The 14,607-nt window shown below is 64.8% G+C and carries 12 protein-coding genes; 6 read left to right on the top strand and 6 right to left on the bottom strand.

The features are described from left to right. Window positions 1-35 precede the first annotated feature (35 nt). From AB0J29_RS11525 to AB0J29_RS11505, 5 genes are all read left to right on the top strand, one after another. Entirely contained in the window at window positions 36-1,118 is a 1,083-nt protein-coding gene (locus AB0J29_RS11525) for a substrate-binding domain-containing protein (RefSeq protein ID WP_364783127.1), read from the top strand. Between the two features lie 75 nt (window positions 1,119-1,193). Beyond that, a complete protein-coding gene (locus AB0J29_RS11520; RefSeq protein WP_364783124.1) occupies window positions 1,194-1,964 on the top strand; it encodes an ATP-binding cassette domain-containing protein in 771 nt (256 codons plus the stop codon). Continuing rightward, window positions 1,961-3,202 carry an ABC transporter permease gene (locus tag AB0J29_RS11515; RefSeq protein WP_364783121.1) on the top strand — a complete coding sequence of 414 codons (1,242 nt, stop codon included), beginning with the start codon at window positions 1,961-1,963 and terminating at the stop codon, window positions 3,200-3,202. Before AB0J29_RS11520 ends, AB0J29_RS11515 begins: the two co-directional genes overlap by 4 nt. A gap of 62 nt (window positions 3,203-3,264) precedes the next feature. After that, a complete protein-coding gene (locus AB0J29_RS11510; protein WP_364783118.1) occupies window positions 3,265-4,452 on the top strand; it encodes an ROK family protein in 1,188 nt (395 codons plus the stop codon). Window positions 4,453-4,600: 148 nt separating this feature from the next. Further along, a complete protein-coding gene (locus tag AB0J29_RS11505; RefSeq protein WP_364783115.1) occupies window positions 4,601-5,146 on the top strand; it encodes an Rv3235 family protein in 546 nt (181 codons plus the stop codon). Between the two features lie 756 nt (window positions 5,147-5,902). Here AB0J29_RS11505 and AB0J29_RS11500 read toward each other — a convergent pair. Then, window positions 5,903-6,325, bottom strand: a complete 423-nt coding sequence (locus AB0J29_RS11500) for a nuclear transport factor 2 family protein (RefSeq protein ID WP_364783112.1) — start codon at window positions 6,323-6,325, stop codon at window positions 5,903-5,905. Between the two features lie 104 nt (window positions 6,326-6,429). Here AB0J29_RS11500 and AB0J29_RS11495 point away from each other — a divergent pair, with 104 nt between their 5' ends. Further along, window positions 6,430-7,443, top strand: a complete 1,014-nt coding sequence (locus tag AB0J29_RS11495) for a helix-turn-helix domain-containing protein (protein WP_364783109.1) — start codon at window positions 6,430-6,432, stop codon at window positions 7,441-7,443. Here AB0J29_RS11495 and AB0J29_RS11490 read toward each other — a convergent pair. The 5 genes from AB0J29_RS11490 to AB0J29_RS11470 all read right to left on the bottom strand — a co-directional run bounded on the left by AB0J29_RS11490 (window position 7,432) and on the right by AB0J29_RS11470 (window position 14,606). Further along, complete coding sequence (locus AB0J29_RS11490) at window positions 7,432-8,352, bottom strand: alpha/beta fold hydrolase (protein ID WP_364783106.1); 921 nt, start codon at window positions 8,350-8,352, stop codon at window positions 7,432-7,434. The genes AB0J29_RS11495 and AB0J29_RS11490 overlap by 12 nt on opposite strands. Next, window positions 8,349-10,802: a glycoside hydrolase family 3 C-terminal domain-containing protein gene (locus tag AB0J29_RS11485; RefSeq protein ID WP_364783103.1), complete on the bottom strand. Its 2,454-nt coding sequence runs from the start codon at window positions 10,800-10,802 to the stop codon at window positions 8,349-8,351. Before AB0J29_RS11485 ends, AB0J29_RS11490 begins: the two co-directional genes overlap by 4 nt. 96 nt (window positions 10,803-10,898) lie before the next feature. Further along, window positions 10,899-11,495: a TetR/AcrR family transcriptional regulator gene (locus AB0J29_RS11480; RefSeq protein ID WP_364783100.1), complete on the bottom strand. Its 597-nt coding sequence runs from the start codon at window positions 11,493-11,495 to the stop codon at window positions 10,899-10,901. A gap of 226 nt (window positions 11,496-11,721) precedes the next feature. Continuing rightward, the gene (locus AB0J29_RS11475; RefSeq protein WP_364783097.1) at window positions 11,722-12,936 is read right to left on the bottom strand and encodes an Ig-like domain-containing protein; all 1,215 of its coding nucleotides are present in this window, start codon (window positions 12,934-12,936) and stop codon (window positions 11,722-11,724) included. A 125-nt stretch (window positions 12,937-13,061) separates the two neighbouring features. Further along, window positions 13,062-14,606 (bottom strand): LCP family protein, encoded by a 1,545-nt coding sequence (locus tag AB0J29_RS11470; protein WP_364783349.1) that lies wholly within the window; start codon window positions 14,604-14,606, stop codon window positions 13,062-13,064. Window position 14,607 lies beyond the last annotated feature (1 nt).

Below are 14,607 nucleotides of genomic sequence, written 5' to 3'. Positions count from 1 at the left end.
TGGTCGGGCGGTGGTTCGACGAAAGGCTCGCCCTCATGCGTAAGGGGATCCTCGGCATCGCGGCCGTATCGGTTGCGCTTCTCACCTCGCTCACGGCCTGCGGGGACGACAGCAAGGACTCCGGTGGTGGAGGTGCCAAGATCGGTGTGATCCTGCCGGACAGCAAGACATCGGCACGGTGGGAGACGGCGGATCGGAAGTATCTGCAAGCGGCCTTCGATGCGGCGGGGATCAAGGCGGATATCCAGAACGCGCAGGGGGATAAGAACGCTTTCCAGACCATCGCGGATCAGATGATCACCAATGGCGCCTCGGTGCTGATGATCACCAACCTCGACAGCGGGACCGGCAAGGCCGTGATCCAGAAGGCCAAGTCGCAGGGTGTGACCGTAATCGATTACGACAGACTGACTCTCGGCGGTGGGGCGCCGTTCTATGTGTCCTTCGACAACGTGAAGGTCGGCAAGTTGATGGGGGACGGGCTGGCCAAGTGTCTCACCGATAAGAAGGCGGTCAATCCGATCGTCGCCTATCTCAACGGCGGCCCCACCGACAACAACGCGACGCTGTTCAAGAACGGTTACGACAGCACGCTGAAGCCGAAGTTCGATGCCGGTGAGTATGTGAAGGGGCCGGATCAGGCGGTGCCGGAGTGGGATAACACCAAGGCGGGCACCATCTTCGAGCAAATGCTCACCGGCACACCGAATCTCGGCGGGGTCGTCGCGGCCAACGACGGGCTCGGCAATGCCGCGATCGCGGTGCTGAAGAAGCAGAAGCTGAACGGCCAGATCCCGGTGACCGGCCAGGATGCCACGGTCCAGGGCTTGCAGAACGTGCTCGCGGGCGATCAGTGCATGACTGTCTACAAGGCCATAAAGTTGGAGGCCGATGCGGGTGCGAAGTTGGCGATCGAGCTCGCGCGGGGTGAAAAGGGCGAGGCGAACAGCACCGTCGACGATCCTGAGGCGAATGCGAAAGTGCCCGCGGTGCTGCTGGAACCGAAGGCGATATTCAAGGACAACGTAAACGACGTTGTCGCGGACGGCTATGTCACCAAGGCCGAACTGTGCACCGGCGACTTCGCCAAGCTCTGCGCGGATAACGGGGTCCGCTGATCGTGATATCCCGCCCCTTCCGCGATTCGATGAGGGGATCGCGGAAGGGGCGCCCCAACTCGAGGAGCTACGCCCATGCCGGAGATACCGGTCATCGAATTACGCGGGATAGAGAAGAGTTTCGGTCCCGTCCATGTACTGCACGAGGTCGCGTTCTCCGCGTACTCGGGTGAGGTGACGGCGCTGGTCGGCGATAACGGCGCGGGCAAGTCCACCCTGGTCAAGTGTATCGGCGGCACCCATCCGATCGATTCGGGGGAATTCCTGTTCGAAGGTAAGCCGGTGCACGTGCACAATCCGCGCGATGCCGCCGATCTCGGAATCGAGATCGTTTACCAGGATCTCGCGCTCTGCGACAACCTCGACATCGTGCAGAACATGTTCCTCGGTCGAGAAAAGAAGCACGGGCTGGTTCTCGACGAATACGGCATGGAGGAACTGGCCGGAAAGACCTTGGCGGGCCTATCGGTTCGGACGGTGAAGTCGGTGCGACAGCAGGTGGCGAGTTTGTCCGGTGGCCAGCGCCAAACGGTCGCGATCGCGAAAGCCGTGCTGTGGAACAGCAAAGTGGTGATTCTGGACGAGCCGACGGCCGCGCTGGGTGTCGCGCAGACCCAGCAGGTGCTCGAACTGGTTCGCCGACTTGCCGACAAAGGCCTTGCGGTGATTTTGATCTCGCACAATATGAACGACGTCTTCGCAGTTTCGGATCGGATCGCCGCGCTGTATCTCGGCCGGATGGCAGCCCAGGTGCGCACTGCCGACGTGACGCACGCGCAGGTCGTCGAATTGATCACCGCCGGTCGCAGTGGAAGTCTCGGCCTCGGAAATGGAGCAAGTGTATGAGCGCCGTGGTTACGGATAAGCTCGAGGCCACGCCCTCGCCGGTGCATGAGCTGGTCAACTCGTATGTCGGGCGGGTGCGCAGCGGGAATATGGGTGCGCTGCCGTCGATTATCGCGCTCGCGGTGTTGTCGGTGGTGTTCTGGATCGCACGGCCGGTTTTCATGACGCAGGGCAATTTCGCGAATCTCTTCACCCAGGGTGCGGCCATCGCGGTGATCGCCATGGGACTGATCTTTGTGTTGCTGCTCGGTGAGATCGACCTGTCGGCCGGATTCGCCAGCGGCGTGTGTGCGGCGGTACTCGCGGTATTGCTCACCGATAAGGGATGGCCCTGGTACGCGGCGGTTCTCGTCTCGCTGCTCACCGGCGTCGCAATCGGCCTGATCATCGGCACGATCGTGGTGAAGATCGGAATCCCCTCGTTCGTAGTGACATTGGCGGCGTTCCTGGCATTGCAGGGTGTCGCGCTGAAGATCATGGACAACGGGCGCAATATCTCGATCCACGATGAGACGATCGTCGCGATTGCCAATAAGAATGTGCCGCCTTGGCTCGGTTGGATCATGTATGTGGTGCTGCTGGCGGGATTCTCGGTGATCCAATACCGAAAACTCCGGGCGCGCACCAAACTTGGGCTTACGGGCGAGACCGCACCGGTGATCGCTTTGCGGATCGCGGCGGTGGCCGTGGTGGCCGGTGCCGCGGTGCTGATCCTCAATCAGGAACGCAGCCGCAATCCGGCGATCAACTCGCTCGCGGGCATGCCGATCGTGGTGCCGCTGATCGTTGCGCTGCTCCTGCTCTGGACGTTCGTGCTCAACCGCACCTCGTTCGGCAGGCATATCTACGCGGTCGGCGGTAGCGCCGAAGCGGCTCGGCGCGCGGGCATTCCGGTCGACCGGATCAGAATCAGTGCCTTCGTACTGTGTTCCACCATGGCCGCGGTGGGCGGACTGATCGCGGCATCGCGGGCCAATTCCGTCGACCCGAATACCGGCGGTAGCGATGTGTTGCTGACCGCTGTCGGAGCGGCGGTGATCGGCGGTACGAGTCTGTTCGGCGGGCGCGGTCGAATGCTCGACGCGGTGCTCGGAGCGGCGGTGGTCGCGGTGATCAATAACGGAATGGGCCTGATGGGCTACAGCGCGGGCACCAAATTCGTTGTGACAGGATTCGTGCTGCTGTTGGCGGCGGGAGTGGATGCGCTGTCACGCAAGCGTGCGTTGCCAGGAAGTTGACCGACTGACCATATCGAGCGACCTATCAGCAGTCGCTAGCGACCGGGAGGAGGTTCGCCCGCATGAGAGCTGCACCCTCCCCGGACGAGATCCGGCGGCAGAACCTTGCCGTGCTGTTGCGGCATGTCCACTCGAGCGGCCCGATATCGCGGGCGGCGCTCGTCGAGCGGATGGGGCTCAATCGCAGTACCATCCTGGCGCTGACCGCTGACCTCGCCGCGGCTGGTCTGGTCAGCGAGGAGCTGCCGGGGCAGACGGGGAAGGCGGGGCGACCGTCGCTGGTGGTGCGGCCCGAGTCGGAGCGGGTATACGGGTTGGCGCTGGATGTCGGGTCGGACCGGCTGGCGGTGGCTCGGGTCGGTTTGGGCGGGGTGATTCTCGATCGGCGGGAAACGCGCAGTCCCGGTGGCACATTCGATCCGAATGATGTGATCGGTGCGCTGGCGACCATCGCGGAGACCATGATTCGCGAGTCCGGACCCGAGACCGTCTGTGTAGGTGTGGGAGTCGCGTTCTGCGGGATGGTGCGCGAAGAGGACAGTGTCGTTCGGTACGGACCGAATATCGGCTGGGTGGATGTGCCGGTCGGGGCGCGGCTTTCGGAGCGTCTAGGTTTGCGCGTCTCGGTCGGTAATAATGCCAACCTCGGTGCGCTCGCCGAACGCGAGCGCGGTGTCGGCATCGGTGTCGCGGACATGATCTACCTGCACGGCGAGGTCGGTATCGGGGGCGGAATCATCATGGGCGGCAAGCTGCTCGGTGGGGAGGGCGGCTATGGCGGTGAGGTCGGGCACATGATCGTCAATCCGGGTGGACGGGCCTGCACGTGCGGGTCGTATGGCTGCCTGGAGGCCGAGGCGGGCGAACTCGCATTGATCGCGGCTGCCGGGCGGACCGATCTCACCGGGCGTGCGGCGGTGGAGGCGATCGTGGATGCCGCCGCGCGCGGCGACGCTACCGCCCGAGACGCATTGCACCAGGTGGGGGAGTGGCTCGGATACGGTGTCGCCAACCTGGTCAATATCTTCAACCCGACCATGGTTGTGTTCGGCGGCGTGCTCCGCGAGGTCTACCTCGCCTCCGCCGCCCAGGTCCGCAGCAGGCTCGCGGTGAACGGACTGCTCGCGGTGCGCGAACGGGTCCGCCTGCGCACCTCCGCCCTCGCCGACGACGCCCCCCTGGTCGGCGCCGCCGAACTCGCCTTCGCCGACATCCTCACCGACCCCCTCCAAACCTTCGCCCGCATCTGACGTATCAAGATCAGGTCGAATCTGTGCAGGCATCGGCCCGAGAAGCGTCCGCCACCAGTGCCACCTGATCTTGATCATGCGGTGCTTTCGTGGAATGCTGTCGCGGTCCGAGCTCGGGGAGTAGGTCGAACTCAATTGGGGGTGCTGTATGGAGAGACATTCGTCGGGGCTTTCGTATGCGCCGAGGACCGAGCCACCGTTATTGCCGTACCGTCCGGCCGGGAGCCGTGCGGAATTCGAGGAACTGCGGCGTGCGTCACCGTGCCGTACGCCGCTACCGCGGAATGATCAGACCGGACGATCCGGCCCGCCGGGTGTGCGGCGGGCGCTCAGTGCCGGGCATGGTGAGCTGGCGCCGGTCGTCGAACTGGATTCGACGGCAAAGCTATTCGTCGAGCGTGTGCTGCGGCTTGCACTCGAGATACTCGATCACCGCCGCCCCGTCGCCCAGCTCACCACCATGGCCACGCCCGCGGTGGTCGCCGCAGTGCGGACCATAGTCCGGGCCGACCTGGCACCGGGCCGCGTACTCGGCGTCGCCGTGCTCTACCGCGCGAGCCTCATGATGATCGACGCCTCGACCGCGGAAGTTTTCGCCAGCTACGACCGCGGCCGCCAACACTTCGCCATCGCCGCCCGCATCGCCCGCACCCGTTCAACGGACTGGAAGTTGACTGTCTTCCGGGTGCGATGAGGGGTGTTCGGCCCGCATCGGTGGTATCGCCGCGTGGGCCGGACGGCCGAGAATCCGCCCGTGCGGTGAATCCGATGTGCGGTCAGTGGTTGCCACGGTGCGGACCTTGGTCGGCACCGTGGCCGGCTGTGCTGTTCCAGTCCGCTAACGAGCCCGCCGCGCTGTCACCTGCGCTCGGTGACAACGCCACGGTATCCGAGCAGCCACTCGGTCTGCTCGGTGCGATACGTCGGCTCGGTCAGTCCCGGATGGTTCCGCCCAGCGCATCCTGTGCGGCATAGAAGAGCAAGAAGACGTAGTACAGAACCATCGACATCGGTTCATTGGGAACGTTCATATTTCCTCGAAGCTTCCCCAGCAAGCTGCCCGGCACCATATGGCCGGTTCGCTGAAAACTACGCCGTCCGCCGCCGCTCGGTATAGCGAGTCGGCAAATCGGGTCGATATCTGCCCATGATCGTGGCGTTTCGCAATGCGCAGCCGCCATGGCCACGGCCGCGCGTGCCGTGCCGCCTTCCGCATCATCGAGGCTCCCGTTTCGGCCCAGCCGGTCTCAGCGACCCGGCGTCGACATCGATCCGGCCGCGGCGACCTCGTCGCAGCCGCGCCACAGAGCTGGCGATTCGACCCGATCAACCGGTGACCGGCGGCGGCCCGGTGGACGGTCGCGGACGCGCGTCGGCCAATTGCGAAACCAAGCAGTGCCATATCGGGAAGTGAGCTGGAGCATAATCGGCCGTCGAAGAGACGACACCCTCAGTCGGTGGCGTTGAACATCTCCTCCGCACGACGGGTGTCCATGTACTCGCGCACACGGTGGATCCGGCCGTCGCGCAATTCGAAGATGAAGCAGTAGTCGTTGTCGTAGAGATTGCCGTTCAGCAACGTCGCCCGCATTCGCTCCTCTACAACGACCGTCGCGCCCTCGGCAATGATGGCGGCGAACTGCACGCTTCGATCGGAAACGAATACCGACGGAAACTCCTTGGTCAGGAACCGCACGATGCGGTCACGGCCGATCAGGTGATTGGCGCCGCCGATGGCGCGGGCGGTGGCGTTCTCCGGCGGTGCGAGCCATTCGGCGTCCGGGGTGAATACCGCGGCAATACGGTCGGGGTCTTGTGTCGCGAATTCGCGCCAGGCCCGGATGATCACATCTTTGCTCGTCTGCGTGTCCATTCGGCCAACTCTGGATCAGACGCGGCCGCCGATCACGCCATATTCGGACAGGTCGTGTCCGGATATGGCTGGTCGGTGTGTGGTCCGGCGCGCAGACTCGGGGGATGGGATCGTTCGAAGGCGTCGTCACGACCGGCATCTACTGCTTGCCGCCATGCCCGGGACGTCCGCGAGCGGAGAATATAGTCACCTTCGCCTCGGCTGCGGGTGCCGAGGCAGCAGGGTTTCGGGCCTGCCACCGCTGTCGGCCCTATCGGGGTGATCGAAAGCTTGCGAGCGCGTCCGAATTGGTATGTCGCGCTATCGATCTCATCGCCGCCGGTGCGCTGGACGAGGGCGATGAGGTGGCACTCGCCGCGCGACTCGCGGTTTCGGAACGTCATCTGCGCCGCATGTTTCAGGAACAGGTCGGTGCGACGCCGGATCAGCTGGCCCGTTCGCGGCGTGCGCATTTCGCGCGACGACTACTGGACGATACCGATCTGTCGGTCACCGATATCGCCTTTGCCGCCGGATTCGGGAGTCTACGTCAGTTCAACCGGGTGATGGTCGCGATATTTCGTGCCACACCTGTCGAGTTGCGCAAACGCCGCCGACGCACCGATCGTCTTGTCGCGGATGGTGGCCTGGCACTGCGGGTGCCGGTGGCCGAGGGGACGAATGTCGATCGGCGACTGGCGCAACTCGCTCGCACCGCGATAGCCGGTGTCGAGAGCGCCACACCGACGTGCTACCGGCGCACGATCGTGCTGGACGGCGATCCGGGCGTCATCGAAATAACCACGGCTGCAACAGATGCCGTGCGGCTCGTGGTACATGTGCCGCATATCGAAGGGCTGATCCACTTGGTGGCCAGGGTGCAGCGGCTGCTCGTTGGTCACCCGTGGGACTCATTCGAGGACGACATCCGCGGCATCGTGTCGGACAGTGACGTTCTCGATGATCTCGTCACCGCCGGTGGCGTCCCCATAGCCGGATTGCGGCAGTTCGGTCTCACTTACCTCTTCCCGACGCCGTCGCAGCTCGCCACCGCCGACCTGACCGGAATCGATATCATTGGCGCACAAGCGATCCGGGCCTGCGTCCGAGACAATCGCCGTCGTGAATCAGCCGGTTGAGTCGTCCTGGCACGGAATCGGGCGCACCGTGGAACGATCGAGGGCATTGAGCACGAGTGCGGCGGTGGTGGGTGAGAAGACCGTGCCGTTATGTCCGGCTTTGCTGCCGGGGCAAACGTTTTGGAGGACGTAGTTGTCGACACCGGGCTCCGCGATCATGGCCGGGTTCTGGCCGAATGCCGTGATCGGGTCGAACCGGCTGCTGATGGTGGTGTAGGCGACGCCGGGGACGGTGACCGGTCCGGAGTTCAGCTCTTGTAGAAAGGCCGACCCGGCCAGTAGATCCCGCACCGCGGGCGGTACCGGCAGCTTGTCGCGGAGATTTCCGGTATTGAGCAGAGTCGCACCGAGATCGCCGAGCGCGCCGCGTGTCGGCGAAGAGATGGTGGTCACCGAACGGACGCCGCCGGCGATCTCCGAATCGGTTTTCACGATGTACTGTGCCAAGATGCCGCCCTCGGAATGGCCGATCAGGTCGACCTCGGTGACGCCGAGTCGGGTGGTCAGGGCGGACAGTTTCTGCTTGATCTCGACCGCCGAATCGGCGACCGGACCGTTCCCGCCGCCCTGCATGGCATTGCTGCCGCCATAAGAGAAGGAATAAACGCACAGACCCGCGTTGGCAAGGGCCGGTCCGAGATAGCCCCAGGCTCGATACTCGTCGCCCGCGAAACCATGCAGTAAGACAACGGGAACCGCGCCCGGCACGGTCGGCACGCAGTCGTACCGGTTGACACCGGGTGGTGTCGGCGCGTCGACCTTGCCCTCCTGTGCCCATCGGGTCTCCTCGGCCTGCACCTGCTCCCAGGTGGCGGTCGGATACGGTCCCGGCTCGGCGGCGGCCACTGGCATCGTGGCCGCGCAGAATGCGAATGTGATGAGAGCCAAGGTGATTCGGCGAAATCTCATGCGTGCGGTCCTTCGAGATCGATGGCGATGGCCAAGCGGATATCGGCAACCGATCGACCGGTCAGCAGGTCGTAGGCCGTGGTGGGTTGTACCCAGGTTTCCGTTGTCTCATCCCAGGATTCGGCGGCTCGGCGGGGGATCGGGATCGCCACCTCAGCGGTTTCGCCCGGCTCGGCCTGCACGACCGCGAAGGCGGCCAGTCGCCGGTCCGGTCGGGATGAATGGGCGATATACGTCTGGATCGTTTCGCGGCCGGGGCGATCGCCGGTATTGCGAACCCGGACGGTCAGTGTGCCGAGAGCGCCGGCGGCCTCCGGATCGGGAGCGAACGTGGCGGTCTCGTATTCCCAGGTGGTGTAACCGATCCCGTGTCCGAACCAATACGCCGGTGCCGTCGAATGTTGTTGCCACGCACGGTATCCGATATAGATGTCCTCCGCGTAGGATAGGGCGCCGTCGGTGGGGGTGACATTCAGTACCGGCGCATCGTCCTGATCCGCGGGCCAGGTGGTGGGCAGCCGTCCGCTCGGTTCGGCCCGGCCCATGAGCACATCGGCCAGTGCGGCACCGCCTTCCTGTCCCGGAAACCACGTCAGCAGGATCGCCGCGACATCCTCGGCCCACGGCATCTGTACGGGGGAGCCGGAATTCACCACGACCACGGTGCGCGGATTGGCGGCAGCGACCCGTGCGACGAGCTCGTCCTGGCGACCGGGCAGTAGCAGCGATGCGCGGTCGAAGCTTTCGCTCTCCACCTCGGGGGTGGTGGCGACGATTACCACGGCCACATCGGCCGCGGCCGCTGCGGCGACCGCTTCTTCGATGAGCGCCTCGGGATCGATATTCGGGTCCTGATGACCGAGCGAGAACTTCGCGAAGGCAATCGGCACATCTGGCATCGTCGTCACGGTATGCGTGAGGTTCACCGAAACCGGCTGCCCCGCGGTGAGTTCGATATCGATCGGCATCTCGGGCGGGCGTAGGAAGGCGGCCAGTGGATCGCCCTGCGGGACGATCCGGTCGTCGAAACAGATCGCGTCGCCGACGGTCAGCCGGAACGGCCCGATGCCGGTGATGGCAAAGGTATGCGTTCCCGTCGCCCGTGGGGTGAACGTCCCGCTGACAACGACCCGATGCAGTTCGCCGACCGCGATACCGTCCGGGAATTCCCCGATCCACTCGATTGCGGCCTCCGGCAGCGGATGCTCGCCGAGCAGGCGGTCACCCGATCCGTATAGCTGGACGCGCAGCTGGAAACCTTCCTTGGCGGCGGGAATCTTGACTCGGGGATCCGCGCCGACGGCATAGACGAGTTCGGTATCCGCATCGAGCACGGCCCGCAGTCCATCGAGCGGTGCGACGGTATGGGGCGGGAAGACCTGTGCGCTACCACCGCCGAGCGCTCTCGGCTGGTCGGCGGTCTGGCCGATCAGCGCGATGCGGCCGATCTTGCCGAGCGGGAGCACATCGTTCTCGTTGCGCAGCAGCACAATCGAGCGTTGCGCGATCTCGTGAGCCAGCGCATCGCCATTGATCGTTGTGGGGAGCGTCACGACTTCTGGTGGCGCCCCGGCCAATGCGCCGACCCGAGCCGCCAGTCGAAGCACATGCCGAGTCATCCGCTCGACCGTCTCCGCTGGAACATGCCCTGCGCGAACCGCTTCCGCGAGAGCTCGACCGAAGACCGACTGCGGTCCCGGCATCGCGATATCGAGCCCGCCAACGGCCGCGCCGACGGTATTGCGAGCCGCCGTCCAGTCCGAGACGATTGCGCCGTCGAAACCCCAACGTGCACGCAGGATTTCGTTCTGCAAAGCGTTGTGCTCGGTCATCGTGACGCCGTTGACGCTGTTGTATGCCGCCATCAGGGCCCACGGCTCGGCCTGCTCGACCACGGTGCGGAACGGCGCCAGATACAGCTCGTGCAATGCCCGCTGGGATACCCGCACATCGACGGTGAATCGGTCGGTCTCGGAGTCATTGGCCACGAAATGCTTCGGTGTCGCGGCCACACCGCCCTCCTGCACCCCGGTCACATAGGCCGCACCGATTGCCCCGGTCAGCAGCGGATCCTCCGAGTAGCACTCGAAATGCCTGCCGCCCAAAGGGCTTCGGTGCAGGTTGAGCGTCGGAGCCAACAGCACATGCACGCCCTTGCGCCGGGCCTCCTGCGCGAGCAGCTGCCCGGCCCGGCGGGCCAGTGGCGGATCCCAAGTGGCGGCCAGCGCGGTTGGGCTCGGCAGGGCGATCGAGGGATCCTCCGGACTCCAGTGCACGCCGCGCACGCCGATCGGACCGTCGGACATCACGACGGACGCCAGCCCGATCTCCGGAACCGCGGGCAAGGACCACATGTCCTGTCCGGCAAGCAGGCGGCAACGGGCATCCAGATCCAGTGCGGCCAATGCCTTTTCGACTACTGCCTCGCGGTCGGCGCGGTGATTCGCCATATCGGTCGACTCCCTTGTTTGTCTGACGCGGGGGTATCTACCTCGAAGTATGGTGGATCTACCTAGTAATCGGTAGGTAATGTTACCGATACGTTATCAATCTGAACCGTCGTCCGGGCGGATCAATTGCAGGAACTTGCGCAGCAGCGCAGGCATATCGACATCATCCGGCGACAGCAGCCACTGCTGCTGCAAACCATCCAGGGCTGCGATCAGCAGCACGGCAGCATCCCGGTGTGAGACGCCGTGCGGCGGATCGCCGCCCAGGTCGCGCTCCAGTAAGGCCGTCAGCCGCTCCCGGGCCTGCGCATACCGATCGACGAAGTACTCGCGCGCTGGATGATCCTCGGTGACGCTCTCGGCCGCGAGCACCGTGAACGACTGCACGATTCCGGGCCGCTCGGCATTGCGTTCGACCAATTCGGCAAGGAAATCCAGGGTTGTCGCATGGCCCTGCGCGGTGGCGAGCAGCACGTCGAGATCGTTCTGATCGCGCAGCTCGAGCACATTCGCCAGCAGCGTCTGCTTATTGGGGAAATAGTGCAACACGCCCTGCTGGCTCAACCCGACCCGCTCCGCGACGATCGCGATGGTCGCACCCTGGTAGCCGCGTTCCGCGAAAACCTCCAGGGCCGCCTCCAGGATTGCCCGGCGTCGAACCTCGTGACCGACCCGGCCCTGGGCCCGTCTCATGTGATGCACTCTTCTGCTGCGTCCATTGTTCGCAGACTAGCGAATTGCCATTGACGGCGGCGGTTTCGGCGCGTCTACTCTCTATCAACGCTAGCTCTAGCGTTGATAGGAATCAGAGCAAGTTAAATGCCTCCGGCCAGTCGATCGTCGAGCCCACGCCGACCATCGTGAACCGGCGCACAGCAGGCGGCGCACCGGAGAGTCAGTGCTGTGCGCTGCAAAGAACTCAGCGCAGCGCGCTGCCCTGGACCCACTCGTCCCACGGCATGCCCCAGTCGCCGTTCTGCCAGACCTGCAGCGGTGCGCCGCCGGTATTGCGGACCTCCACCACATCGCCCGGAATCGCGAAGTTGTAGAACCACTGGGCATTCGCGCCACTCAGGTTCAGGCAGCCGTGCGAGAGGTTCTGGCTGCCCTGCGCCCACACAGTGGAATCGAGCTGGTGCAGATAGATGCCGTCGGTGCTGATACGGGTGGCCCAGCCGATGGCCTCCTTGTAGCCCAGCCGGGAATTGACCGGCAGACCGTAGGTGGAGGAGTCCATGATCACCGGATTGCCCTTATCCATCACGGTGTAGATGCCCGGCTGGGTCCAGAAGGTCAGCGTCTTACCCGCGATGACCTCGCTGCCGCCCATGCCCATCGAGGTGGGCATGGTGCGGATCAGAGTGCCGTTCTCGAAGACCTGCACCTGTTTGGTGTTGTCATCGGCGATGGAGACATGCGACGGGCCGATAGTGAAGGTGGTCTTGCTGTCCTCCTGGCCGTAGAGACCGCCGCCCAGGTCCGCGCCATAGATGTTCGCCGCGGCGGTCACCTTGGTGCCCGGTGCGTAGTACTGCTGCGGCCGCCAGTGCGCGTTGCGCTTATCGAGCCAATACCAGGAGCCCTCGACCGGTGGGTTGGTCGTCACGGTCAGCCGCTTCTCCGCGACGGCCTTATCCGGGACGTCCTCGTCGAAGTGTGCGACGACGACGGTGCCGACACCGAAGGTGCCGCCGTCGGTCAGCGGGGTGCCACCGGTGGTGGTCAGATACACCTTGGTCTGGTTGTTCGGCGCCAGCGTGTCGAATGTCGAGGTGGTCGGGCCGACGCGGCCGGTGATGGTGAGGCTTTCGGCGCTGATCGTATAGGTGTGCCCGTAACCGAGCGGTTCGGTGGGCTTCCACGCCGTCTTGTCCGGTGTGTAGATGCCCTCGATCGCGCGGCCCGCCTCATTGGTCAGGCTCACCGAGGTCAGCATGCCGTCATTCGCGGTCACCACGACCGGCGCGAGCGGATCGACATTATTGCCACCGCCCGGAGTGATGACAATCGCCGGCGGCGGCGGTCCGACCTTGGTGGTCGGCGCTTCCGACTTCGACGAACATCCGGCGACGAGCAACGTCATCACCAAGGCAAAACCCGCAGCTGCTCTCCAACGGAAGCGGCGACTCGACATGACTCTCCTGTGTTGCGCCGTGCGTTCCGTGTGGTGCACCTGCGATGTACTGGCCCGTGCCGTAGTTTACCGGCCATTTCGAGCCCATTTCGCCGCCACGGGTGTGACCTGCGCGGACATCGGCGTCAGTTAACGCAGGGCACACTGCTGCCGATCGTGGTCGCGACCGGCTTGCCCGCATCGGGTACGGGCTCGGCGGAGGTCTTGGTCGGGGTCGCGCTGGTGGTCGGCACGAGTTCGGCGGGCATCGTGAAATCACTGCCGACGAGCACGGTGATGTGGCCGAATTCGACATTCGGCGATGCGGTCGGGGTGAGGCCGAGCAGATCGCCCAGCTGTGTGGCATCGGCCTCGGCGCCGATGCCGTAGGTGATCGTGGTGGTCGTGCCGTCGGCGCGGGTGCTATTGGCGACCGTGCCCGCCGGATAGCCGCGTTTGGTGAGCGCGGCGGACAGTTGGGCGGCCCGGCCGGTGTATCCGCTCGCATTGCGGACATCGACGATCCCGGTCGGGGTGTGCAGCGAGGTGGTCGGCGTGGTCTCGATGCCGAAGGCGGCGCGCACTTCCTTCTTGATGGCCGCCGGATCGACGATATTGACGTCCTGACCGTCGATATTGTCGTAGCGCCGCACCGGAAGCGTCCGGAATTCGACCGAGATCGAGCCCGCCGAGCCGAGGTCGCGGGCGAAGTCGAGCAGGTTCCAGCCGTCGGACAGCACGATATCGCGGTGTGCCACGTCCATGAGTCCGGAGAGCTTGCCGAAGTTGGTCAGCGTGCCGGTGTCCTTCAGCGATTTGGCGACCGAAGTGAGGAAGGCCTGCTGGCGGTGGGTGCGGTCGAGGTCGCCGTTCTCCAATCCGTGGCGTTGGCGCACGAAGGAGAGCGCGTTGGCGGCATCGAGGTGCTGCGGGCCCGCGGGGAAGACGGCACCGGAGTAGTAGCTGTCGTCGACCGCGTGGTTGAGGCACACATCGACGCCGCCGAGCTTATCGGCCAGGTCGTAGAAGCCGGCCAGCGAGATTTCGGCGAAGCGGTCGATGGGGACGCCGACCAGGTTGCGCACTGTTTGCACGATGGATGCCCGCCCCGCCTCGCGGCCCGCCCGCTCCAGGGCCACCATGTCCTTCATGCCCGAGTTTTCCAGTTTGGTCTCGGTGGCGGCCTTCTTCAGCCCGTAGGCTTCCTTGATCTTGGCGTGGTCGTAGCCCGGAATGCCGGAGACCGCGACATAGTCGTCGCGCGGGATGGAGAAGGCCACGATCTTGTGCATATCCGCCGGAATGTGCAGCAGGATGAGCGAATTCGCGTTGTAGCCGCCGTTGTCGCCATCGCCGGCGTGCAACTGGTCCAGGATCTCCTTCGGCAAATCCTTGCCGTCCAGGTCCTTGCGGGTATCCAGCCCGATCAGCAGGATATTCAGGTCGCCGCCGAGTGAGCGCGGCGCGTCCTTGCCGATCGCGTCGGTGTGGGTGAAGCCGTTATCGAATTCGGTCTTGGCCGACCAGACGAATCCAGTGCCGGACAGGACGGCGAGAGCGGCCATCGATGTCAGCACGCGCATCGCGATCTTGGCCGCTGTGCGGCCGCGATGGGGTTTGGGTGCCGCTCGTCGGTGTCTGGCGTGGCGAGTCTCGATGATTTTGGGGAGCTCGACGGTGTCGTCATCCATG

This window comes from Nocardia sp. NPDC049707, from assembly GCF_040674855.1.
Lineage (GTDB): Bacteria > Actinomycetota > Actinomycetes > Mycobacteriales > Mycobacteriaceae > Nocardia.
This window is presented reverse-complemented; position numbering and strand designations above follow the sequence as displayed.

Bases quoted from the DNA above. Each gene is read 5' to 3' on its own strand.
- AB0J29_RS11515 (WP_364783121.1), top strand. From the start codon at position 1,961: ATGAGCGCCGTGGTTACGGATAAGCTCGAGGCCACGCCCTCGCCGGTG.
- AB0J29_RS11500 (WP_364783112.1), bottom strand. From the start codon at position 6,325: ATGGACACGCAGACGAGCAAAGATGTGATCATCCGGGCCTGGCGCGAA.
- AB0J29_RS11510 (WP_364783118.1), top strand. From the start codon at position 3,265: ATGAGAGCTGCACCCTCCCCGGACGAGATCCGGCGGCAGAACCTTGCC.
- AB0J29_RS11525 (WP_364783127.1), top strand. From the start codon at position 36: ATGCGTAAGGGGATCCTCGGCATCGCGGCCGTATCGGTTGCGCTTCTC.
- AB0J29_RS11495 (WP_364783109.1), top strand. From the start codon at position 6,430: ATGGGATCGTTCGAAGGCGTCGTCACGACCGGCATCTACTGCTTGCCG.
- AB0J29_RS11505 (WP_364783115.1), top strand. From the start codon at position 4,601: ATGGAGAGACATTCGTCGGGGCTTTCGTATGCGCCGAGGACCGAGCCA.
- AB0J29_RS11490 (WP_364783106.1), bottom strand. From the start codon at position 8,352: ATGAGATTTCGCCGAATCACCTTGGCTCTCATCACATTCGCATTCTGC.
- AB0J29_RS11475 (WP_364783097.1), bottom strand. From the start codon at position 12,936: ATGTCGAGTCGCCGCTTCCGTTGGAGAGCAGCTGCGGGTTTTGCCTTG.
- AB0J29_RS11485 (WP_364783103.1), bottom strand. From the start codon at position 10,802: ATGGCGAATCACCGCGCCGACCGCGAGGCAGTAGTCGAAAAGGCATTG.
- AB0J29_RS11470 (WP_364783349.1), bottom strand. From the start codon at position 14,606: ATGGATGACGACACCGTCGAGCTCCCCAAAATCATCGAGACTCGCCAC.
- AB0J29_RS11480 (WP_364783100.1), bottom strand. From the start codon at position 11,495: ATGAGACGGGCCCAGGGCCGGGTCGGTCACGAGGTTCGACGCCGGGCA.
- AB0J29_RS11520 (WP_364783124.1), top strand. From the start codon at position 1,194: ATGCCGGAGATACCGGTCATCGAATTACGCGGGATAGAGAAGAGTTTC.